This window comes from Lysobacter sp. Root76 (assembly GCF_001428685.1).
GTDB lineage: Bacteria > Pseudomonadota > Gammaproteobacteria > Xanthomonadales > Xanthomonadaceae > Lysobacter.
This window is the reverse complement of sequence record NZ_LMIK01000007.1, coordinates 172,864-192,658: the sequence shown is the minus strand read 5'-3', so window position 1 is coordinate 192,658 and position 19,795 is coordinate 172,864. Positions and strand designations below refer to the sequence as shown.

Annotated in this window: 21 protein-coding genes; 11 read left to right on the top strand and 10 right to left on the bottom strand. The window is 70.6% G+C overall.

The annotated features are described in order from the left end of the window. Positions 1 to 7 precede the first annotated feature (7 nt). The 4 genes from pip to ASE10_RS15025 all read right to left on the bottom strand — a co-directional run bounded on the left by pip (position 8) and on the right by ASE10_RS15025 (position 3,561). Entirely contained in the window at positions 8 to 955 is a 948-nt protein-coding gene (gene pip / locus ASE10_RS15040; RefSeq protein WP_056305827.1) for a prolyl aminopeptidase, read from the bottom strand. A gap of 145 nt (positions 956 to 1,100) precedes the next feature. Next, positions 1,101 to 1,931: a peptide chain release factor N(5)-glutamine methyltransferase gene (gene prmC, locus ASE10_RS15035; RefSeq protein WP_055900695.1), complete on the bottom strand. Its 831-nt coding sequence runs from the start codon at positions 1,929 to 1,931 to the stop codon at positions 1,101 to 1,103. Positions 1,932 to 2,117: 186 nt separating this feature from the next. After that, positions 2,118 to 2,651, bottom strand: a complete 534-nt coding sequence (locus ASE10_RS15030; RefSeq protein WP_056305829.1) for a carboxymuconolactone decarboxylase family protein — start codon at positions 2,649 to 2,651, stop codon at positions 2,118 to 2,120. A 370-nt stretch (positions 2,652 to 3,021) separates the two neighbouring features. After that, positions 3,022 to 3,561: a peroxiredoxin gene (locus ASE10_RS15025; RefSeq protein WP_055900689.1), complete on the bottom strand. Its 540-nt coding sequence runs from the start codon at positions 3,559 to 3,561 to the stop codon at positions 3,022 to 3,024. A 181-nt stretch (positions 3,562 to 3,742) separates the two neighbouring features. Between ASE10_RS15025 and ASE10_RS15020 the strand changes: the two genes are divergently transcribed. Both ASE10_RS15020 and ASE10_RS15015 read left to right on the top strand, forming a co-directional pair. Beyond that, positions 3,743 to 4,693, top strand: a complete 951-nt coding sequence (locus ASE10_RS15020; protein WP_055900679.1) for a LysR substrate-binding domain-containing protein — start codon at positions 3,743 to 3,745, stop codon at positions 4,691 to 4,693. Further along, complete coding sequence (locus tag ASE10_RS15015) at positions 4,690 to 5,325, top strand: hypothetical protein (RefSeq protein ID WP_056305831.1); 636 nt, start codon at positions 4,690 to 4,692, stop codon at positions 5,323 to 5,325. Before ASE10_RS15020 ends, ASE10_RS15015 begins: the two co-directional genes overlap by 4 nt. 51 nt (positions 5,326 to 5,376) lie before the next feature. Here ASE10_RS15015 and msrA read toward each other — a convergent pair whose 3' ends face one another. Further along, positions 5,377 to 6,036, bottom strand: coding sequence for a peptide-methionine (S)-S-oxide reductase MsrA (gene msrA, locus ASE10_RS15010; RefSeq protein WP_056305833.1), 660 nt, complete (start codon positions 6,034 to 6,036; stop codon positions 5,377 to 5,379). A 286-nt stretch (positions 6,037 to 6,322) separates the two neighbouring features. On the opposite strand from msrA, the gene ASE10_RS15005 reads away from it, so the two are divergent. Beyond that, on the top strand, positions 6,323 to 7,972 hold the full coding sequence (locus tag ASE10_RS15005) for a peptide-N4-asparagine amidase (protein ID WP_056305835.1): 1,650 nt from the start codon (positions 6,323 to 6,325) through the stop codon (positions 7,970 to 7,972). A gap of 121 nt (positions 7,973 to 8,093) precedes the next feature. Here ASE10_RS15005 and ASE10_RS15000 read toward each other — a convergent pair whose 3' ends face one another. Both ASE10_RS15000 and ASE10_RS14995 read right to left on the bottom strand, forming a co-directional pair. Further along, the gene (locus tag ASE10_RS15000) at positions 8,094 to 8,612 is read right to left on the bottom strand and encodes an adenine phosphoribosyltransferase (protein ID WP_056305837.1); all 519 of its coding nucleotides are present in this window, start codon (positions 8,610 to 8,612) and stop codon (positions 8,094 to 8,096) included. Positions 8,613 to 8,709: 97 nt separating this feature from the next. Next, on the bottom strand, positions 8,710 to 9,012 hold the full coding sequence (locus ASE10_RS14995) for a DUF2007 domain-containing protein (RefSeq protein WP_082559548.1): 303 nt from the start codon (positions 9,010 to 9,012) through the stop codon (positions 8,710 to 8,712). Between the two features lie 239 nt (positions 9,013 to 9,251). On the opposite strand from ASE10_RS14995, the gene ASE10_RS14990 reads away from it, so the two are divergent. The 6 genes from ASE10_RS14990 to ASE10_RS14965 all read left to right on the top strand — a co-directional run bounded on the left by ASE10_RS14990 (position 9,252) and on the right by ASE10_RS14965 (position 15,620). Beyond that, entirely contained in the window at positions 9,252 to 11,009 is a 1,758-nt protein-coding gene (locus ASE10_RS14990) for a glutamine--tRNA ligase/YqeY domain fusion protein (RefSeq protein ID WP_056305838.1), read from the top strand. An 11-nt stretch (positions 11,010 to 11,020) separates the two neighbouring features. Then, the gene (locus ASE10_RS14985; RefSeq protein ID WP_157481009.1) at positions 11,021 to 11,461 is read left to right on the top strand and encodes a hypothetical protein; all 441 of its coding nucleotides are present in this window, start codon (positions 11,021 to 11,023) and stop codon (positions 11,459 to 11,461) included. Continuing rightward, entirely contained in the window at positions 11,458 to 12,030 is a 573-nt protein-coding gene (locus tag ASE10_RS14980; RefSeq protein ID WP_200944261.1) for a nucleoside deaminase, read from the top strand. The genes ASE10_RS14985 and ASE10_RS14980 overlap by 4 nt, the downstream gene beginning before the upstream one ends. Before the next feature lie 131 nt (positions 12,031 to 12,161). Then, the gene (gene rlmM, locus ASE10_RS14975) at positions 12,162 to 13,229 is read left to right on the top strand and encodes a 23S rRNA (cytidine(2498)-2'-O)-methyltransferase RlmM (RefSeq protein WP_056103979.1); all 1,068 of its coding nucleotides are present in this window, start codon (positions 12,162 to 12,164) and stop codon (positions 13,227 to 13,229) included. Positions 13,230 to 13,351: 122 nt separating this feature from the next. After that, a complete protein-coding gene (locus ASE10_RS14970; protein WP_055900649.1) occupies positions 13,352 to 14,053 on the top strand; it encodes a hypothetical protein in 702 nt (233 codons plus the stop codon). A gap of 253 nt (positions 14,054 to 14,306) precedes the next feature. After that, the gene (locus ASE10_RS14965; RefSeq protein ID WP_056305842.1) at positions 14,307 to 15,620 is read left to right on the top strand and encodes an MFS transporter; all 1,314 of its coding nucleotides are present in this window, start codon (positions 14,307 to 14,309) and stop codon (positions 15,618 to 15,620) included. Between the two features lie 20 nt (positions 15,621 to 15,640). On the opposite strand, the gene ASE10_RS14960 is transcribed toward ASE10_RS14965, so the two are convergent. The 3 genes from ASE10_RS14960 to ubiH form a co-directional block, all read right to left on the bottom strand. After that, positions 15,641 to 15,847, bottom strand: coding sequence for a hypothetical protein (locus ASE10_RS14960; RefSeq protein WP_157481011.1), 207 nt, complete (start codon positions 15,845 to 15,847; stop codon positions 15,641 to 15,643). 167 nt (positions 15,848 to 16,014) lie between these two features. Beyond that, positions 16,015 to 17,208 carry an FAD-dependent oxidoreductase gene (locus tag ASE10_RS14955; RefSeq protein WP_055900641.1) on the bottom strand — a complete coding sequence of 398 codons (1,194 nt, stop codon included), beginning with the start codon at positions 17,206 to 17,208 and terminating at the stop codon, positions 16,015 to 16,017. Beyond that, entirely contained in the window at positions 17,205 to 18,464 is a 1,260-nt protein-coding gene (gene ubiH, locus ASE10_RS14950; protein WP_056305846.1) for a 2-octaprenyl-6-methoxyphenyl hydroxylase, read from the bottom strand. Before ubiH ends, ASE10_RS14955 begins: the two co-directional genes overlap by 4 nt. A gap of 175 nt (positions 18,465 to 18,639) precedes the next feature. On the opposite strand from ubiH, the gene ASE10_RS14945 reads away from it, so the two are divergent. Next, positions 18,640 to 19,227 (top strand): hypothetical protein, encoded by a 588-nt coding sequence (locus ASE10_RS14945; protein ID WP_055900633.1) that lies wholly within the window; start codon positions 18,640 to 18,642, stop codon positions 19,225 to 19,227. A gap of 13 nt (positions 19,228 to 19,240) precedes the next feature. Further along, positions 19,241 to 19,795, top strand: a complete 555-nt coding sequence (locus ASE10_RS14940) for a cob(I)yrinic acid a,c-diamide adenosyltransferase (protein WP_056305847.1) — start codon at positions 19,241 to 19,243, stop codon at positions 19,793 to 19,795.

The window sequence follows — 19,795 nt, the reverse complement described above, 5'->3', positions numbered from 1 at the left end:
AGCCGCGTCAGGCGACGGCGTAGCGGTCGGTCGCGCGCACCAGGGCGTCGACGTTCTCGGGCTCGAAGGCGGAGTGGCCGGAAGCCGGGGTGATGCTCAGTTCGGCCGCGGGCCAGACCTGCTTGAGGTCCCAGGCGTTCTGCAGCGGGCAGACCACGTCGTAGCGGCCGTGGACGATGGTGCCCGGGATGCCGGCCAGGCGGTGGGCGTCGCGCAGCAGCTGGTCCTCGACCTCGAAGAAGCCGCCGTTGACGAAGTAATGGTTCTCGATGCGCGCGAACGCCAGCGCGAACGCGGCGTCCTCGTGGCCGCTGACGAAATCCTCGTCCACGTGCAGGAAGCTGGTCGCGCCCTCCCAGACGCTCCAGGCGCGCGCGGCGGCCAGGCGCACGGACTCGTCGTCGCTGGTGAGGCGACGGTGGTAGGCGCTGATCAGGTCGTGGCGTTCGACCGGCGGGATCGCCGCCAGGTAGTGCTGCCACGCATCCGGGAACAGGCGCGAGGCGCCTTCCTGGTAGAACCATTCCAGCTCCCAGCGCCGCAGCATGAAGATGCCGCGCAGCACCAGCTCGGTCACGCGCTGCGGGTGGGTCTGGGCGTAGGCCAGGGCCAGGGTCGAACCCCAGGAACCGCCGAACACCTGCCAGCGTTCGATGCCCAACTGCGTGCGCAGGCGCTCGATGTCGGCGACCAGTTCCCAGGTGCCGTTGTCGACCAGGTCCGCGTGCGGCGTCGAACGGCCGCTGCCGCGCTGGTCGAACAGGACGACGCGGTACTTGGCCGGGTCGTGGAAGCGGCGCATCTTCGGGCTGCAGCCGGCGCCGGGGCCGCCGTGCAGCAGCACCACCGGCTTGCCCTTGGGGTTGCCGCACTGTTCGTAATAGAGAGTGTGGCGGTCGTCGACCCGGAGCGTGCCGGTCTCGTAGGGTTCGATCTCGGGATAGAGCGTGCGCATCGCGGAATCTCGCTGACGGAATGCGCCGAGTCTACCGAGGCGCGGCGCGCGGGCGAAGCCGCGGACCGCGGCCGTGCGGCGCGTCGGCGCCGAAACGAACGGGGAATATCGCCGCGATGCGATGCGGCGGACGCGGACGCGGCCGCTAGTCGGCCGGCGCGCGCCCCAGGGTCACGCGATCGCGGCCTTCGAGGTCGCGCTCGGTCGCCACTTCGACCAGGCCGGCGTCGCGCAGCAGGCCGCGCACCGCCATGCCTTGCTGCCAGCCGTGCTCGATCAGCAACCAACCGCCGCGCTGCAGGTGCGCGAGCGCGCCGGCGGCGAGCGCGCGGATCGCGTCCAGGCCGTCGGCGCCCGAGGCCAGGGCGGTGCGCGGCTCGTGGCGCAGGTCGCCCTGCTCGAGGTGGGCGTCGTCTTCGGAGATGTAGGGCGGGTTGCTGACGATCAGGTCGTAGCGCTCGCCTTCCAGCGGCGCGTACCAGTCGCCGTTGCGGAACTCGACGTTGCCCAGCGCCAGCGCCAGCGCGTTGTCGGCGGCCACGCCGAGCGCCGCGTCGCTGGCGTCGGTGGCGATCACGCGCGCGGCCGGGCGTTCGCGCGCCAGCGCCAGCGCGATCGCGCCGCTGCCGGTGCCGAGGTCGGCGATGCGCGCGACCCGGCCCGCGGACAGCCGCGCCAGGGCCAGTTCGACCAGCAATTCGGTTTCCGGGCGCGGGATCAGGGTCGCGGGGGTGACGCGCAGGTCGAAGCTCCAGAAGCCGCGCTGGCCCAGCAGATACGCGACCGGCTCGCCGTCGGCGCGGCGCGCGATCAAAGTGCGGTAGCGGCGCGCCAGGTCTTCGGCGATCACGTCGTCGCCGTGCGCGAACAGCCAGCTGCGCGGCTGCCCCAGCGCATGCGCGAGCAGCAGCTCGGCCTCGGCGCCGTCGTCGAGACGGGTCCTGGCTTCGCGCAGCAGCAGATCGATGCGGTTCATCGGCGGTGTCCTTTCCGGGCGGCCCTGCGCCAGGCGCTCCGCGCCCGGCGAATTCAGCCGCACATCCTACGCGAGCGCGGGCCGCCGCCCGCATCCGCCGGCGCAAAAACGACGGCCGGCGCAGGGCCGGCCGTCGGGAATACCGCCGCGCGCGCGACCGTTCGGGGCCGTACGCGCCGGCGCCGATCAGGCCGCGCTCTGCTCCAGAGTCACCGCCACGGCGTGGACCACGGCACTGATCTTCAACGAACTTTGCACAGCTTGCGCACTGATTTCGTGCTTACGCAGCACGCGCTCGTGCGAGTCCATGCAGGCGCCGCAGCCGTTGATCGCCGACACCGCCAGCGACGCCAGTTCGAACGACATCTTGTCGATGCCCGGGTTGGCCATGACGTTCATGCGCAGACCGGCGCGCAACTGGCCGTACTCCTCGTTCTGGATCAGGTGGGTGGCGCGGTAGTAGATGTTGTTCATCGCCATGATCGCGGCCGCGGCGCGGGCGCCGTCGAGCTCTTCGGCCGACAGCTGCTCGGCGGCGAAGGCTTCGATCGCGGCGACCAGCGGCTTGTAGCGCGAGGCGATCGCCGAAGCCAGGGCGATGGCGCGGATCTGCTTGCCGTCCAGGCCCTGCGCACCGGGCTCGCTCAACACGCTGTCGAGATTGAGCTTGAGGTCCTTGGCGTAGTCGGGCAGCGAGTTGCGAAGATCGGAAAGGCTCATCGGGGTACTCCTGGGTACTGCATGGACGAGGGAAACCGTTGCGCGGCGGCGGCGCTGGCTGGCGTGCGGCGCGGGGCCTGCGGCTGGCGGACGCCTTGCGGCGGCGTAACGGTCGTGGCGCCGCGAAACGCGGCCTGCGCGCTGCGGCGCTGCGATAAAAACAGCCGGGGCGAACCCCGGCTGCGGGCATCCCGCACGGGAGGGAGGGGAGAGCCGGGGATGAAGCCGGCCCACGTGCGGGGCGTGCCTGAAAAGATCTGCGCCGACCGCGTGGCGGGCGGCGCAGGTGAAACCGGACGTAGACGCTGGGTTCGCAGCCGGCCGCGACCCACGGAGATCCGCGGCCTGGCTTACCGATCCGACTGACGGATCAGGCGACCTTCAGCGTGTTGTCGCCCGAGTTCCAGTTGCAGGGGCACAGTTCGTCGGTCTGCAGCGCGTCGAGCACGCGCAGGACTTCCTGCGGGTTGCGGCCGACCGAACCGTCGGTGACGTAGACGAAGCGGATGATGCCTTCCGGATCGACCAGGAAGGTCGCGCGCTGGGCCACGCCGTCTTCGCTGAGGATGCCCAGCGCCGAGGTCAGGTCCTTCTTGATGTCGGCCAGCATGGGGAACGGCAGGTCGCGCAGGTCCTTGTGGTCCTTGCGCCACGCCAGGTGCACGAACTCGCTGTCGGTGGAAGCGGCCAGCACCTGGCAATCACGGTCCAGGAACTGCTGATTCAGGTCGCCGAAGCCCTTGATCTCGGTCGGGCAGACGAAGGTGAAGTCCTTCGGATAGAAGAACACCAGCAGCCACTTGCCCTTGTAGGTGTCGTTGTCGATGTCGGCAAAGGCGCTGTCGAGGCTCTCGATGCCGACGGTGGCCTTGACCTTGAATTTCGGGAACTTTTCGCCGATGGAAAGCATGCGGACAACTCCTTGATTAACGGATGGGAAGGGGTAGCAAAGGGGGTTGGATGCCGCGGACCGCATCCGATGACGCTATGTTGCAGGACAGCATTTGATTACAGAAATGAATTGTTCCTATGATGGCGATAGCCTACCTCAATGAACATTCGTTCTGAACCTTTAAGCCCGGTGTCGCGCCATGAATCTCCGTGATCTCAAATATCTGGTCGCGCTCGCCGATCACAAGCACTTCGGCCGCGCCGCCGCCGCCAGCTTCGTCAGCCAGCCGACCCTGTCGACCCAGATCAAGAAGCTCGAAGACGAGCTGGGCGTGTCCCTGGTCGAGCGCGCGCCGCGGCGGGTGATGCTGACCCCGGTCGGCCGCGACATCGCCGATCGCGCGCGCAAGGTCATCGCCGACGTCGAGCAGATGAGCGAGATCGCGCGCCGCAGCCAGGACCCGGAAGCCGGCACCGTGCGCCTGGGCCTGTTCCCGACCCTCGGCCCCTACCTGCTGCCGCACGTGGTGCCGGGCCTGCGCAAGCGCTTCCCGCGCCTGGAGCTGCTGCTGGTGGAGGAAAAGACCGATCAGATCCTGGCGCGCCTGCGCGACGGTCGCCTCGACGCCGGCCTGCTCGCGCTGCCGATCCACGACGACCAGTTGCACGTCGAGCCCCTGTTCGACGAACCCTTCCTGCTGGCCGTGCCGCAGCAGCACGCGATGGCCGGGCGCGATTCGCTCGACCTGCACGATCTCGACGACCAGCACCTGCTGTTGCTCGAAGAAGGCCATTGCCTGCGCGAACAGGCGCTCGACGTCTGTCGCCTGTCCGGCGCGGACGAGCGCGACGGTTTCCGCGCGACCAGCCTGGAAACGCTGCGCCAGATGGTCGCCGCGGGCGTCGGCATCACCTTGCTGCCGATGCTGGCGGTGCAGCCGCCGGTGCCGCCCTCGCCCGACATCCACCTGCTGCGTTTCAACGGCGAAGCGCCGCACCGCCAGATCGGCATGCTGTGGCGGCGCAGTTCGGCGATGTCGGACTTCCTCAGCGAACTGGCGGTGGAACTGCGCAAGCTGCCGCAGGCGCTGCTGCAACCGCCCAGACCGCCGGCGCCGCCGAAGCCGCGCCGGCGCGGAGAACGCGCATGAGCCTGCGTGGATGGCTGGTGTTGCTGGCCGTCGTGGGCGCGATCGGCTGGTGGACCGCGTCGCCGCACGGCGCCGCGCCGGCCGCCGCCGAGGGCGCGAGCAACCGTTGCCAGCTGCCGCCGTCGGTGGCGTCCGGAAACGAACCGCTGCAGACCTCCGCGCCTTCGTCGCTGGCGCCGTTCCGCTTGCAGGCCGCGACCCTGACGCCGCTGGCGGGCTTCAGCGTCGACGCGCGCGTGCTGGGGCGCGAGGACTACCGCAGCGGCCGCGAGGCCGAGCTGTCGCCGACCGACCTGGCCCTGGGCTGGGGTCGCATGCGCGACGACGCGGTGCTGTCGCGGCTGTCGATCAGCCAGGGCGGCCGCTTCTATCGCTATCGCTGGGAGAACGCGCCGCCGCTGCCGCCCGAGGAGATCGTGCGCTCCAGCGCCAACATGCACATGATCCCGGCCGACGATGCGGTCGCCGCAGCGCTGAAGTCGGTGCATGAAGGCGAGCGCGTGCGTATCGACGGTTGGCTGGTCGAGGCGCAGGCGCCGGACGGCTGGAAATGGCGCAGTTCGACCACACGCAGCGATAGCGGCGGCGGTGCCTGCGAGGTGGTTTACGTGTGCTCGATCAAGCGCATGTGAGCGCGGCGCCGAGCCTGCGCCGCATCGGCGCAAGTCCGCGCAGACGGGCGCTCAGGCGCCCACGCCGATCGGGCAGCTGACCCCGGTGCCGCCCAGCCCGCAGTAGCCCATCGGGTTCTTGGCCAGGTACTGCTGGTGCTCGTCCTCGGCGTAGTAGAAGGTCGGCGCCGGAAACACGATCTCGGTGCTGATCTCGCCGTAGCCGGCCTCGCCCAGGCGCGCCTGGAACGCATCGCGGCTGGCCAGGGCGGCGCGGTACTGGGCCTCGTCGCTGCAATAGATCGCCGAACGGTACTGGGTGCCGACGTCGTTGCCCTGGCGCATGCCCTGGGTCGGGTCGTGGCTTTCCCAGAAGGTCTGCAGCAGCGCATCGAACGACACCACGGCCGGGTCATAGACCACCAACACCGCTTCGGTGTGGCCGGTCTGGCCGCTGCAGACTTCGCGGTAGCTCGGGTTGGGCGTGTAGCCGCCGGAATAGCCCACCGCGGTGGTGACCACGCCCGGCAGCGACCAGAACTTGCGCTCCGCGCCCCAGAAGCAGCCCATGCCGAACTGGACCTGGGCCAGGCCGGCGAACGCGTCGGGACCGCCGCGCAGCGGACGGCCGTGGACGTAGTGGGCGTCGTGCAGCGGCATCGGGTCCGCGCGACCCGGCAGCGCGTCCTGCGGTTGCGGCAGACGTTGTTTGTTGGCGCCGATACCCAGCATGTCCGACTCCTGCTCGTGACGGGGGAGATCCGTGCCACAGAAATGCGGCGCGCAGCCCGCTGTTTCAAGAGTTCGGTAGGGCTGCGGCGGCCGTGCGCGAAGGCGGTTTCCGCCGACCACCGCACGCAAGCCGGCCGGCCCGGCGCAGGAACCGCGACCGCGTTCGCTGTCCTCGAGGCGCGATAGCAGGATGCTCGCAAGGCACCGCCCGGTCCGCAGGGGGATGCCGCATCGCGGCATCGCGACCGCAGCGCGGACACCCCGCCACCGAAGGAACCGAACCGATATGCACGCGAACGCGAGCCTGCGCGCCTGGTGCGCCTCCACCCTGTTTTCGACCGGCCTGCTGCTGAGCGCCGCGCCGGCCCTAGCCGCCGACGAATTCGGCAGCGACTGGGACGACCCGCGCACCGCCGACCCCGCGGTCGCGCGTCCGCCGACCGCCAGCTGCACGGTCGAGATCCTCGACACCAGCTTCGCCGACTTCGACTGGCACTACGGCCGGATCGCAGCGCCGGCCGCCTGCCCCGGGCCCTGGAACAAGGTCGTGCTGGAGATGGACGGCGCGGTCAAGGGCGTGCAGTACGACCGCCTGGGCTACCTGCAGATCGGCGGCATGACGGTGTTCTCGACCAGCACGCCGGAGCCCTCGCGCGAAGGCATCCAGTGGCATGTCGAGAAGGACATCAGCGCCTACGCCAGCCTGCTCAAGTCGCCGCAGGAAGTGCGCATGTACCTGGGCAACGTGGTCAACGAGACCTACACCGGCGTGATCCACATCAAGGCACGCGTGACCTTCTACAATGCCGACCGCCGCCATCCGCCGACCCCCGCCGCCGACAGCGTCGCAGCGCTGGCCGGCGAACGCCGCGACGGCGCCGACCTGGTCGGCGACACCACCCTGCCCGCGAACGCGCAGCGCTGGATCGCCGAGGTCTACGCCACCGGTTCCGGCGGCGGCTGCGAGGAGTTCTGGTACTTCACCGCGCCGCCGCAGGCCAACTACTCCTGCCCGGCGCAGAACGGCCCCTACCGCGAAGTGCAAGTGCTGATCGACGGCCGCGTCGCCGGCATCGCCATGCCCTATCCGCACATCTACACCGGCGGCTGGTCCAACCCCTTCCTGTGGTACGTGATGCCGGCGCCGCGCGCGTTCAACATCGAACCGATCCGCTACGACCTCACGCCCTACATCGGCCTGGTCAACGACGGCCGCCCGCACGAGGTGCGCTTCCGCGTCGCCAACCTGCCCGACGGTGCCTCGGGCTGGACCCTGCAACCGAACCTGCAGTTCTGGCGCGATCCGCATCGCGCCAGCACCCGCGGCGGCCTGCTCAGCTACGAGCTCGGCACGCTGGCCAACGATCCGGCCTACAGCAGTCCGTCCGCAGGCAGCTTCCAGGTCGACACCCGCGGCGGCCACCGCCTGCGCGCGAGCGGCTGGCTGGAGACATCGCAGGGCCGCGTGATCACCCACGTCGACCGCATCGTCGGCAACCGCAATCTGCACCACTGGGACGAGGGCGAGTTCCATGACGGCGTCAAGGGCGATTGGGACGACACCGAGACCGTCACCCGCATCGGCGGCGGCCTGCCCTCGGTGGCGGTGAACTCGCAGAGTTTCGGCTTCGACGGCCTGCTCAGCTTCGAACCGGTCGAGGATCACTATCGGGTGACCACCCGGCTCAACATCTACGACGACGCCAACGCCCTGCAGACGCCGGCGCCGGGCGCGGCGCCGCTCGCCCAGGTCAAGCGCAATCGCTTCGACGGCGAGGCCGGCTGGAACTACGGCGTGCCGCGCGATCAGCGCCACGCGGTGGGTCATTCCACGCAGCGTCACCAGCGTTTCGGCAGCCAGGGCTGCTACGACCACGAGATCGGCCAGAGCAACGGTTTCGTGAGCGTGGACAAGTACCGCTGCGGGCAGCCTTGAGGGCTTCGGGCGTTGCCGCCATCGGTGCGGCCCTCACCCCGACCCTCTCCCGCTAGCGGGAGAGGGAGCCGTCAGGAGATCGGGGCATCGCCTGATAGGCGTTGCCCCGGTTGATGCGAACTCAATAACTCAGCAAAGCATGCAGGCGCGCCGGGCCCCGCCAACGCGCGCGACCGCCCAGGCCCGCCAGTTCGATCAACACGCTCGCACCCACCAGTTCCCCGCCCAGACGCTCGACCAGGGTCCGCGCCGCTTCCAGGGTCCCACCCGTCGCCAGCACGTCGTCGACGATCAACGTGCGTTCGCCGGGCTTGAGTGCGTCGCTGCGCGCCTGCAGGCGGTCGCTGCCGTATTCGAGCTGATAGTCCACCGACACCAGCGGCGGCGGCAGCTTGCCCGGCTTGCGCAGCGGCACGAAGCCCGCGTGCAGCTTCTGCGCCAGCGCCGCGCCGAAGATGAAGCCGCGCGACTCGATCCCGCACACCGCCTGCACCTGGCTGCCCTGCCAGGGCTCGGCCAGCGCGTCGATGCAGCGCGCGAAGCCGCCGGCGTCGGCGAGCAGCGGGGTGACGTCGCGGAACACGATCCCGGGCTTGGGGAAATCGGCGACATCGCGGATCAGGGCTTGAATCGATTGCATGCGGGTCCTGCTGAACAAGAACGAAGGGAAGCCGGCGCCGCGCGGCACGCGCGCCGGGCGGCGTCTGGAAATGGAGGGAGAACCCGTGCCTGCCGGCTCAGGCCGGCAGCCAGCCGATCGCGTCGGGGCCGGGCTCGCCAGAGCCGGTCCCATCAAGATCAGGCTCGTCGTCCTGCGCGGCCTGCAAGGGCTCGCCCAGGGACAACTGCTCGACGATGTCGCGCGCCTGCGGCCAGGCCGCCTCGGGGACGCAGACCTGGACCATGCCGAACAAGGGCAACTCGCCCATGCCGCCCAGCAGGGCCTCGCCCTTGAGGAAGACCGGGATTTCGTCGGCTTCCAGGGCGTGCCGCACCAGGTGGGCGTCGATCAGATTGGCGGCTTCGTAGACGACCTTCATCGTCGCGATCCTTCGGCCTCGGCGGGCCAGTCGGGTCCGTCTTCAGCATACGCCGGCCGACCCCGCTCTGGGGTAGGAGCGGCGTAAGCCGCGACCCGTGGCTACGGCAACCGCGCGGTCGCGGCTTACGCCGCTCCTACCCCAAAGCGGTGTCGTTTTGCCTGCGGCACCGGCCCCGACAGGGCACGGAAACCCGCCAGCGGCTAAACTGCTCGTTCTCTCCTCCCCGTAAGTGCCGCATGTCCGTCGAGTCCGCACCCGCCACCGATCCCACCACCGACGCCGCGCCGGCCAGGAACGACTTCATCCGGCAAATCGTTCGCGAGGACGTGGCCTCGGGCAAGCACGCGGCCATCCGCACCCGCTTCCCGCCCGAACCCAACGGCTACCTGCATATCGGCCACGCCAAGGCGATCTGCCTGGACTTCGGCATCGCCGGCGAGTTCGGCGGCCGTTGCAACCTGCGCTTCGACGACACCAACCCGGCCAAGGAAGACCCCGAGTACGTCGAAGCGATCATGCAGGACGTGCGCTGGCTGGGCTTCGAGTGGGCCGAACTGCGCCACGCCTCGGACTATTTCGAACTGTTCTACCTGGCCGGCGAGAAGCTGATCCGCCAGGGCGACGCCTTCGTCTGCGATCTCAGCGCCGAGGAAGTGCGCGCGTATCGCGGCAGCCTGAACGAGCCGGGCCGCAACTCGCCCTATCGCGACCGCAGCGTCGAAGAGAACCTGGACCTGTTCCGGCGCATGCGCGCGGGCGAGTTCGCCGACGGCGCGCGCACCCTGCGCGCCAAGATCGACATGGCCTCGGGCAACATCAACCTGCGCGACCCAGCCCTGTACCGGATCAAGAAGGTCGCCCACCAGAACACCGGCGACGCCTGGCCGATCTACCCGATGTACGACTTCGCGCATTCGCTCAGCGACTCCTGCGAAGGCATCACCCATTCGCTGTGCACCCTGGAGTTCGAGGACCACCGTCCGCTGTACGACTGGTGCGTGGCCCGCGTCGATCTGCCCCATTCGCCGGACCTGCTGGCGCCGCTGCTGGCCAAGGGCCTGCCGAACGAAGCCGCGATCCCGCGCCAGATCGAGTTCTCGCGCGCCAACCTCAACTACACCGTGATGAGCAAGCGCAAGCTCATGGTGCTGGTGCAGGAAAAACTGGTCGACGGCTGGGACGACCCGCGCATGCCGACCCTGCAGGGCATCCGCCGCCGCGGCTACACCCCGGCCTCGCTGCGCCTGTGGGCCGAGCGCCTGGGCGTGAGCAAGCAGAATTCGGTGATCGACTACTCGGTGCTGGAAGGCTGCCTGCGCGAGGACCTCGACGCGGCCGCGGCGCGGCGCATGGCGGTGATCGATCCCCTGAAGCTGGTCATCACCAACCTGGGCGACGACCACGAAGAGTCGCTGCACTTCGGCAACCACCCCAAGGACGAGAGCTTCGGCGCACGCCGGGTGCCGTTCTCGAACCAGCTGTGGATCGAGCGCGAGGACTTCGAGGAAGTCCCGCCCAAGGGCTACAAGCGCCTGATCCCGGGCGGCGAAGTGCGCCTGCGCGGCGCCGGCATCCTGCGCTGCGACGAGGTGATCAAGAACGAGGCCGGCGAGATCGTCGAGCTGCGCGGCACGCTCGATCCCGAGTCGCGTCCCGGCATGGCCGGCGCCGACCGCAAGATCAAGGGCACCATCCACTGGGTCAGCGCGCGCCACGCCGTCGCGGCCGAAGTGCGCCTGTACGACCGCCTGTTCGACGTCGCCGCGCCGGACGACGACAGCGACGGCAAGACCTATCAGGACCACCTCAACCCGAACTCGCGCCGCACCGTCGCCGGCTACGTCGAACCGGCCGCCGCCCAGGCCGCGCCCGAGACCGCGTTCCAGTTCGAGCGCGTCGGCTATTTCGTCGCCGACCGCTACGACCACCGCGCCGACCGCCCGGTGTTCAACCGCAGCGTGACCCTGCGCGACACCTGGGCCAGCAAGGCCTGAGACCGATGACGATGCGCCGACTCGCCCTCCTGCTGCTGACCACCCTGCTGTCGACGCTGCTGGCCGCCTGTTCCTCGCCGGCACCGGCACCGGCGGCCGATGCCGCCGCGCCGGCCGCTGCGCCTGCAACCGCCGCCGAAACGCCCGCACCGGCGCCGGCCCCGCAGTTTCCGACGCCCGGCGTGCACTCCGAGGCGCTGGAGCCGGTCGCCATCGCGATGGACCTGAGCTGCGCCAGCGACAGCGACTGCGTGGTCAAGAACGTGGGCAACTGCTGCGGCCAGTTCAACGCCTGCGTCAATCGCGGCAGCCCGGCCGATCCGTCGGCGGTGATGGCGCAGTGCGCGAAGGAAGGCAAGATGTCGATGTGCGGCTCGCCGGTGATCGCCGGCTGCGCCTGCGTCCAGGGCGAGTGCCGCGGCGTCGCGGGCCAGCACGGGGAACCGATGTGAGCGCGTCCGCCGCTCCGCTGCAGGCGCGGGTCGAATTGCTGCTGCCGGACTGGATCGACGGCGCCGTCGACCGCGAGCGCCTGTACGCCAGCGACGAGGACAAGGTCGCGCTGGCGGTGGAGCTGTCGCGACGCAATATCGAGCTCGGCAGCGGCGGCCCGTTCGGCGCGGCGGTGTTCGATCAGCAGGGCCGGGTGATCGGCGTGGGCGTGAACCGGGTGGTGCCGCAGACCTGTTCGGTCGCGCACGCCGAGATGATGGCCTTCATGACCGCGCAGACCGCGACCGGCCGTTACCGCCTCAACGAAACCGGGGCGACCACCCTGGCGACGTCGGCCCAGCCCTGCTGCATGTGCTACGGCGCCAGCTTCTGGGCCGGTATCGACACCTTGCTGATCGGCGCGCGCTCGGAAGACGTGATGGCGCTGACCGAGTTCGACGAAGGTCCGCTGCCCGCGGACTGGATCGGCGAACTCGAGCGCCGCGGCATCGCGGTGCGCCGCGATCTGCACCGCGACGCGGCGCGCGACGTGCTGCGCCGCTACGGCGAGAGCGGCGTGGCTTACTGACCGCGACGCTCCGCTTTGGGCAGAAGCGGCGCAAGCCGCGACCGTCCTGCGTCGAACTCGCGTCAGCTTCGCGCCGGCGCGGTCGCGGCTCACGCCGCTGCTACCTCTTCACACCACAACGAGTTCAAACGATGACCGAGCAAGCGCTGTTCTGCTGGTGCCGCGCCGGCTTCGAGCCCGAACTCGCAGCCGAACTGGGCGAGCGCGCGGCCGTCGCCGGCCACCCCGGCTACGCCCGCACCGAACGCGGCAGCGGCTATGTCGAGTTCCTGTGCGAGGACCCGGCGGCGCTGGCGCGCGCACTGCCGCTGGACAAGCTGATCTTCGCGCGCCAGAAGCTGCTGCGCCTGGCCGACCTGCGCGGGCTGGATCCGCGCGACCGCATCACCCCGATCCTGGCCGCGCTCGACGCCGCCGCGGCCGACGGCGCACCGGCGCTCTACGGCGAGCTGTGGGTCGAACACCCCGATTCCGATGCCGGCAAGCCGCTGGCCGGCCTGGCGCGCAGTTTCGGCAACGCGCTGCGCCCGGCGCTGCGCAAGGCCGGCCGGCTCAGCGCCAGCGACGACAGCCAGCGTCCACGCCTGCACATCGTCTTCCTCGACGGCGACCATGCGGTGGTCGCCGTCGCCGACACCCGCGATGCCTCGCCGTGGCCGCTGGGCATCCCGCGCCTGCGCATGCATCCGGATGCGCCCAGCCGCTCGGCGCTGAAGCTGGAAGAAGCGCTGCTGACCCTGCTCGACGACGAAGAACGCGAACGCCTGGTGCGCGACAACATGCAGGCGGCCGACCTGGGCGCCGCGCCCGGCGGCTGGACCTGGGTGCTGATGCGCAACGGCATGAAGGTCACGTCGGTCGACAACGGTCCGCTGCGCCAGGCCCTGCTCGACAGCGGACGCGTCGATCATCTGCGCGCCGACGGTTTCCAGTGGCAGCCGCGACGGACGATGGACTGGATGGTCTGCGACATGGTCGAACAACCCAGCCGCGTCGCCGAGCGCATGGCAACCTGGCTGCGCGAAGGCTGGTGCCGGCAGACGATCTTCAACCTCAAGCTGCCGATGAAGAAGCGCTGGGAAGAAACGCGGGTGTGCCTGGAACTGTTCGAACACCAGACCCACCGGCCGCTGATCGTGCGCGCACGCCAGCTGTATCACGATCGCGAAGAGATCACCGTGTACGCGCGTCCCCGCTAAAGCGCAGCATTCGCCGCCGCTCATGCTGCGACGGCGCCGTTCAGCCGGCGTTTCGCTCGTTTACATCGGATTGACCGCGGGGGGTCTAGGGTCGCCACTCCCCCACCCGCACGAAGGTCACGATGAACAGGCATGCCCGCAAACACGCCACATCCCTGAGTCGGATCACTCTGCTGGCCCTGGCGCTCGCCGCCACCGGCCTGAGCACGCAGGCGCTGGCGCAGGCCAAGTCCAAGGTCGGCGCGCAGATCAACGCCACCACCGACGCCAAGATCGCAGTCGACGATGCCCGCACCGCACGCGACGACGCCGAGGCCGCGCAGGCCGCAGCGCGCGACGCCGCGCTGACGCACAAGGCCGGTGCGGCCACCGAACACGGCGCCGCGACCGCGGCCGCCACGTCCTATCAGGCCAAGCAGTCCTCGATCGCCGCGCAGACCGCGGCGCATCGCGCGACCAGCGCGGCGCAGGAAGCGCAGGCCGCGCAAACCGCGGCCCAGACCGGCGCCAATCCGGTCGCCGCCGCCGCCGAGGCCGGCCAGGCCGCCGCTGCGGCGCGCGACGCCAGCAGCGCGGCCACCGACGCCAGCATGCGCGCGCAGGCCGCAGCCGCGGCCACCACCCAGGCAACCACCGCACCGCCGATGTCGGCACGCGCCAGCGTCGGCTACCGGATCGACTTCGGCGCCCTCGACAGCGACCGCGACGGCCGCATCAATCGCACCGAGGCCGGCGGCCACGCCGCACTGACCGCGGACTTCCTGCTGCTCGACGCCGACAGCGACGGGTATCTGAGCCCGAGCGAACTCGAAGGCCGCATGTAAACCAGTACGTTCCACACGCAACACCGCGACGCCCCGGTCCGCCGGGGCGTCGCCACATAGGCCCTTCGTAGGATGCGGTGAGCGCAGCGAACCGCATCGTCATGCGAGCCGGCCGAGCCGATGACGCGGTCACCGCCGCGCCACCAAAGAGATCGCCTGCGCCATCCCCGCCCCGCGAAACGCAAACCCACGCGCACTCGCCGCTGAGCCTTTGTCGTACATTGCCGCTTCCATCCTCCGCCGCCGACGCCCGATGACCGATGTCTCCGCGACGATCTCCGCGCCCGCCGCGCGCGCCCTGGATCGCAAGGACCTGCGCACGCTTTCCCTGGCTGCGCTGGGCGGCGCGCTGGAGTTCTACGACTTCGTCATCTTCGTATTCCTGACCGAAAGCCTGCGCCAGCTGTTCTTCCCGCCGGACATGCCGGGCTGGTTGTCGACGCTGCAGGTCTACGGCATCTTCGCCGCCGGTTACCTGGTGCGGCCGATCGGCGGCATCGTCATGGCCCACTTCGGCGACCGCTCCGGGCGCAAGCGCATGTTCACCCTGAGCGTATTCCTGATGGCGCTGCCGACCCTGGGCATCGGCCTGTTGCCGGTGTATGCGCAGATCGGCATCGCGGCGCCGCTGTTGCTGCTGGCGCTGCGCATCGTCCAGGGCATCGCCATCGGCGGCGAAGTGCCGGGCGCCTGGACCTTCGTCGCCGAGCACGTGCCGTCCAAGCGGGTCGGCTTCGCCTGCGCCAGCCTGTCGGCCGGACTCACCGCCGGCATCCTGATCGGCTCGCTGATCTCGGCCGCGGTCAACACCTGGTTCGCCCCGGCCGAAGTGCTGGACGGGGCCTGGCGCCTGCCGTTCCTGATCGGCGGCGTGTTCGGCTTCTTCGCCGTCTACCTGCGGCGCTGGCTCAGCGAGACGCCGGTGTTCGCGGCGATGCGCGAGAGCCGCCAGCTGGTGCAGGAATTGCCCTTGAAACGGGTGCTGCGCGAGCACGCGGGCGGCGTGGCGCTGTCGATGCTGGTGACCTGGCTGCTGACCGCGGCGATCGTGGTGATCATCCTGATGACGCCGACCATCGTCCAGCAACGCTTCGGCATCGCGCCGTCGCAGGCCTTCCTCGGCAACAGCCTGGCCGCATTCTGTCTGACCCTGAGCGCGGTCGGCGCCGGTCTGCTGGCCGACAGGATCGGACGTGCGCAGGCATTGCTGATCGGCGCGGTCGGCGTGCTGCTGAGCAGTTACGTGCTGTACTACGACCTCAACCACGGCGCCCCGCACTTCCTGCTGATGTACGCGCTGGCCGGCACCTTCGTCGGCGTGGTCGGAGTGATACCGGCGGTGATGGTGGCCGCGTTCCCGGCGCCGGTGCGCTTCTCCGGCCTGTCGTTCTCGTACAACGTGGCCTACGCCGTGTTCGGCGCGCTCACCCCGCCGCTGCTGTCTTCGCCGTGGATGCGCGGCCTGGGCGGGATGGCGCCCGCCTACTACGTGATGGCGGTGGCGCTGGTCGGCGTGGCGGTGGCGCTGTATCTGCTGATCCGGCGGCCGCGGTCTTACCTCGACTGAGGCCGTCTCGAGCGGCGACGCTAGAAGGTCGCGCAGGTCAACACGAAGGCGAAGAAGAAGACCCACAGTCCCAGCAGCCACACGGCCAGCATGCCCAACAGCGCTAGCAGCAGGAGCAACGCCCGCCGCAGCCGGCGCGTACCGGCGGTGGCGCGGAAACTCGCGACCGGCACCATCGCGCCGGCCAAGCCGAACCCCAGCAAGACCAGCGCTGCCAGCGCGGTCATCGTCCAGGATCGCCCGTCCTGGCTCGGCGGGCATTGCGTCATCGCCCAGGCCAGCATCGGCCAGGCGTAGGCGAGCCCAGCGAAGTGGAGCGCGATGCGCGTGCGCCTGATTGTCGCCATAGTGACGGCCCCCGAGAAAACCGGAGCTACCCTAGCGCAACGCGCCGCTACACGCCGGCCGCGCGCCGCCAGAACGCGTGCGTGACCGGCGGCAACTTGCCGGCCAGGCCCAGCAGCGGACCGCGCAGCAGGGTCGCGGCGACGGCGTCGTTGGAGAACAGTCGATTGAGGCCGTCGAAGCCGTAGGCGGCGAGCGCGTTTTCGCTGCGGCGCTCGCGCTCCCAGCGCTGCAGTCGCGACGTGCCGCCGAGGTCGGCGCCGCGTCGCTGCGCGTCGGCGAGCACTTTGCGCAGCGCGGCGACATCGCGCAGCCCCAGGTTCACGCCCTGCCCCGCCAGCGGATGCACCACGTGCGCGGCGTCGCCGGCGATGGCGACGCGGCCGCTCACGTACTTCTGCGCCAGCTGCCGGCGTAGCGGAAACGCCACCCGGCGCGACACTGCGGTGGCGGCGCCGAGGCGGCCGCCGAAGGCATGGCCGAGCTCGCGCAGGAACTCCGCGTCTTCGACCTGCAGCAAGCGTTCGGCCTGCGCGTCGGGCAGGGTCCAGACGATGGAACTGCGGCGGCCGCCGTGACCGGCATACGGCAGGAACGCCAGCGGCCCGGTCGGCAGGAAGCGCTGCCAGCAGGTCGCCTGGTGCGGCAGTTCGTGATCGACGAACGCCACCAGGCCGCGCTGACCGTAGTCGTGCGCGGGCGCCTCGATGCCGGCCAGGCTGCGCAGTTGCGATTCGGCGCCGTCGGCGGCCAGCACCAGCCGGGCGCGCAGGCGCGTGCCGCCGGCCAACAGCAGTTCGGCGCTGTCGCCGTCGGGCGCCTGTTCCAGGCCGGTCACCTGCTCCGGGCAGTACAGGCGCACGCCGGCCGCGGGCAAGGCCGCCCACAGGCGGTCGACCAGCAGGCCGTGCTCGACGATCCAACCCAGTTCGCGGCGGCCGAAGGCGTCGGCCTCGAAGCTCAGTTCGCCGCCACCGGCCGCATCCCAGACCCGCATCGCGCGATACGGCTGCGCGCGCGCATCGGTCACGCCCTTCCAGACGCCCAGGCCGTCGAGCAGCGCGGCGTTGTCGGGCGCGAACGCGTACACGCGCAGGTCCGGCGCGTCCTCGCGCCAGTGCGGCGGTTCGCGGCTTTCGACCAGGGCGACTTCCAGCCCGTCGCGCGCGAACGCGAGCGCGGCCGCGGCGCCGACCACGCCGGCGCCGACCACCAGCACATCCAGCGGACCGCGCCGGCTCATGCGCGTTCTCCGCGGCACAGCGCCGGCACGTCGCCGCGATAGCCCATCGCGCCGCCGACCAGGTAGGCCTGCGCCGACGGCAGACGGTCGGCCGCGAACAGGCCCAGGCTGCGCAGCGGCCGCAGCAGCGGCGATTCGTTGGCGGTGATCCGGGCCAGGCCGTCGGAGAACGCCACGGTGCGTTCGCGGTCCTCGCGCCGGCGGCGTTCGTAACCGTCCAGCAGCGCCGCGGCGCCGCAATCGACTTCGCGGTGCGCGGCCAATGCGGTTTCGATCAGTTCGGCCAGGGTCAGCGCATCGCGCAGGCCGAGGTTGAAGCCCTGTGCACCGATCGGATGGATGGTCTGGGCGGCGTTGCCGACCAGCAACGCGCGCGCCGCGCTGCGGCGCTGCGCCAGCACCCGGATCGCCGGATAGGCGCTGCGCGTGCCGCAGGCCAGGAAACGGCCGATGCGCCAGCCGAACGCTTCCTGGACATGGGCCAGGAAGCCGGCCTCGTCCAGCGCCGCCACCGCGTCGGCCTGCTCCCGGCGCACGCCGTGGACCAGGCCGTAGTGGCCATCGCCGCGCGGCAGCAGCGCGGTCGGGCCGCCCTCGCTCAGACGTTCGTAGGCGGTGCCGTCGGGCGCGCGTTCGGCACGCAATCGGGTCACGAACAGGGTCTGCTCGTAGTCGTATTCGTCCACGCCGATGCCCAGCGCCTCGCGCACGCCGCTGCGGGTGCCGTCGGCGGCGACCAGCAGGCGCGTGCGCAGGATGCGTTCGCCGGCGCCGTCGGCGACCCGGACCGCGCGGCTGCGGCCGTCGTCCTCGGCCAGGCCGACGAAGCGCACCGGGCGATAGCGCTGCAGGCGCGGCAGTTCGGCCAGGCGCGCTTCCAGGGCGGCGCCGAAATCGCGCGCGGTCACCACCCGGCCGAACTCGTCGCGGCCGTAGCGCTGGGCGTCGAGCAGGCTGCGGCCGAAATCGCCGCGCCGGCTGATGTGGATGCGCCGGATCGCGCCGCTGGGCGCGCGCAGCTTCTGCAGCACGCCGAGTGCGCCCAAGGCGTTGACGGTGGCTTCGGCGAAACTGAGGTTGCGCTCGTCGAACACCGCCGGCAGGGCGCCGGGCGGCGCCGCCTCGACCAGGCCGACGTCCAGGCCGCTGCGGTCCAGGGCGATCGCCAGGCTGGCGCCGACCAGGCCGCCGCCGACGATCAGCACATCGTGAAGGGTCTGCGCCGGATCGATGGGCGCATGGGCATCTTGGGTCATGCGTTCATGATACGACCGCGTCCGTGCCGAATCCGTGGCCGGCACGCGCATTCGCGGTTTCGCGCCCCGCCGGCGCCCTCGGATCAGGCGCTTGCCGGGCGAAAGCGGCACTTTCGCCGCAGGTTCCTTAGAATGGGCGGATTGGCGCGCCAGTCCGGCGTCGGGAGCCTTAGCCATGAAGCCCACCACCCAACGCAGTCTGATCCTCGCCCTGCTGGCCCTGTTGATGGTCGCCACGCGCGTCAACCACTGGGCGCCGATCCCCGATGCCTCCTGGGCCGTGTTCTTCATCGGCGGCTTCTACCTGCGCCAGTGGACGCGCTGGGCGTTCCCGGCGCTGATGGCGCTGGCGGTGGCGGTGGACTACGCGGTGATCACCGGCCAGGGCCAGAGCTTCTGGCAGCACTACTGCGTCTCGGCCGCGTACTGGTTCCTGGTGCCGGCGTACTTCGCGATGTGGGCCGGCGGCCTGTTCGTCGCGCGCCGCTACTCGCGCAGCTGGCGCACGCTGGCGCTGACCGCGGCGGCGCTGGTCGCCTCGACCATGGTCTGCCAGCTGCTCAGCCAGGGCAGCTTCTACTGGCTGTCGGCCTCGGTGGCCGAGAAGACCGTCGCCGGCTGGGCCGCGAACTACTTCCAGTGGCTGCTGCCCTACATGCAGACCGCCGCGACCTATGTCGGCATCGCCGTGGTGGTGCACGCGATCGTCGCCTCGGCCGGCAAGGCCACGGCCGGCGCCGGCGATCTGGCCGACAAGCGCTGATCCGCAGCGCGCGATGGGCAACCGCCTCTCCAAGATCTACACCCGCACCGGCGACGACGGCAGCACCGGTCTGGGCGACGGCAACCGCGTCGGCAAGGATTCGGCGCGGGTCGACGCCTACGGCACGGTCGACGAAGCCAATTCCTGCATCGGCCTGGTCCTGGCCAGCGAGCTGCCCACGGCGATCCGCGATCAGCTGGTCGCGATCCAGCACCAGATGTTCGACCTCGGCGGCGAGCTGTGCATCCCCGGCCACGCCGCGATCTTCGACGCCGACATCGATCGTCTCGAACTGTGGCTCGACGGCCACAACGACGGCCTGCCGGCGCTGAAGGATTTCATCCTGCCCGGCGGCGGCGAAGCCGCGGCGCGCTGCCACATCGCGCGCACCGTGGTGCGTCGCGCCGAACGCGAGACCGTGGCGCTGTCGCGCCTGGAAGCGGTGCGGCCCGAGGCCGTGCGCTACCTCAATCGCCTCTCCGACCTGCTGTTCGTGCTGGCCCGGGTGCTGGCGCGCGCCAGCGGCCACGGCGAGGTGATCTGGAACCACGAGCGCCGCAAGGGCTAG

Bases quoted from the DNA above. Each gene is read 5' to 3' on its own strand.
- pip (WP_056305827.1), bottom strand. From the start codon at position 955: ATGCGCACGCTCTATCCCGAGATCGAACCCTACGAGACCGGCACGCTC.
- prmC (WP_055900695.1), bottom strand. From the start codon at position 1,931: ATGAACCGCATCGATCTGCTGCTGCGCGAAGCCAGGACCCGTCTCGAC.
- ASE10_RS15030 (WP_056305829.1), bottom strand. From the start codon at position 2,651: ATGAGCCTTTCCGATCTTCGCAACTCGCTGCCCGACTACGCCAAGGAC.
- ASE10_RS15025 (WP_055900689.1), bottom strand. From the start codon at position 3,561: ATGCTTTCCATCGGCGAAAAGTTCCCGAAATTCAAGGTCAAGGCCACC.
- ASE10_RS15020 (WP_055900679.1), top strand. From the start codon at position 3,743: ATGAATCTCCGTGATCTCAAATATCTGGTCGCGCTCGCCGATCACAAG.
- ASE10_RS15015 (WP_056305831.1), top strand. From the start codon at position 4,690: ATGAGCCTGCGTGGATGGCTGGTGTTGCTGGCCGTCGTGGGCGCGATC.
- msrA (WP_056305833.1), bottom strand. From the start codon at position 6,036: ATGCTGGGTATCGGCGCCAACAAACAACGTCTGCCGCAACCGCAGGAC.
- ASE10_RS15005 (WP_056305835.1), top strand. From the start codon at position 6,323: ATGCACGCGAACGCGAGCCTGCGCGCCTGGTGCGCCTCCACCCTGTTT.
- ASE10_RS15000 (WP_056305837.1), bottom strand. From the start codon at position 8,612: ATGCAATCGATTCAAGCCCTGATCCGCGATGTCGCCGATTTCCCCAAG.
- ASE10_RS14995 (WP_082559548.1), bottom strand. From the start codon at position 9,012: ATGAAGGTCGTCTACGAAGCCGCCAATCTGATCGACGCCCACCTGGTG.
- ASE10_RS14990 (WP_056305838.1), top strand. From the start codon at position 9,252: ATGTCCGTCGAGTCCGCACCCGCCACCGATCCCACCACCGACGCCGCG.
- ASE10_RS14985 (WP_157481009.1), top strand. From the start codon at position 11,021: ATGCGCCGACTCGCCCTCCTGCTGCTGACCACCCTGCTGTCGACGCTG.
- rlmM (WP_056103979.1), top strand. From the start codon at position 12,162: ATGACCGAGCAAGCGCTGTTCTGCTGGTGCCGCGCCGGCTTCGAGCCC.
- ASE10_RS14970 (WP_055900649.1), top strand. From the start codon at position 13,352: ATGAACAGGCATGCCCGCAAACACGCCACATCCCTGAGTCGGATCACT.
- ASE10_RS14965 (WP_056305842.1), top strand. From the start codon at position 14,307: ATGACCGATGTCTCCGCGACGATCTCCGCGCCCGCCGCGCGCGCCCTG.
- ASE10_RS14960 (WP_157481011.1), bottom strand. From the start codon at position 15,847: ATGACCGCGCTGGCAGCGCTGGTCTTGCTGGGGTTCGGCTTGGCCGGC.
- ASE10_RS14955 (WP_055900641.1), bottom strand. From the start codon at position 17,208: ATGAGCCGGCGCGGTCCGCTGGATGTGCTGGTGGTCGGCGCCGGCGTG.
- ubiH (WP_056305846.1), bottom strand. From the start codon at position 18,464: ATGACCCAAGATGCCCATGCGCCCATCGATCCGGCGCAGACCCTTCAC.
- ASE10_RS14945 (WP_055900633.1), top strand. From the start codon at position 18,640: ATGAAGCCCACCACCCAACGCAGTCTGATCCTCGCCCTGCTGGCCCTG.
- ASE10_RS14940 (WP_056305847.1), top strand. From the start codon at position 19,241: ATGGGCAACCGCCTCTCCAAGATCTACACCCGCACCGGCGACGACGGC.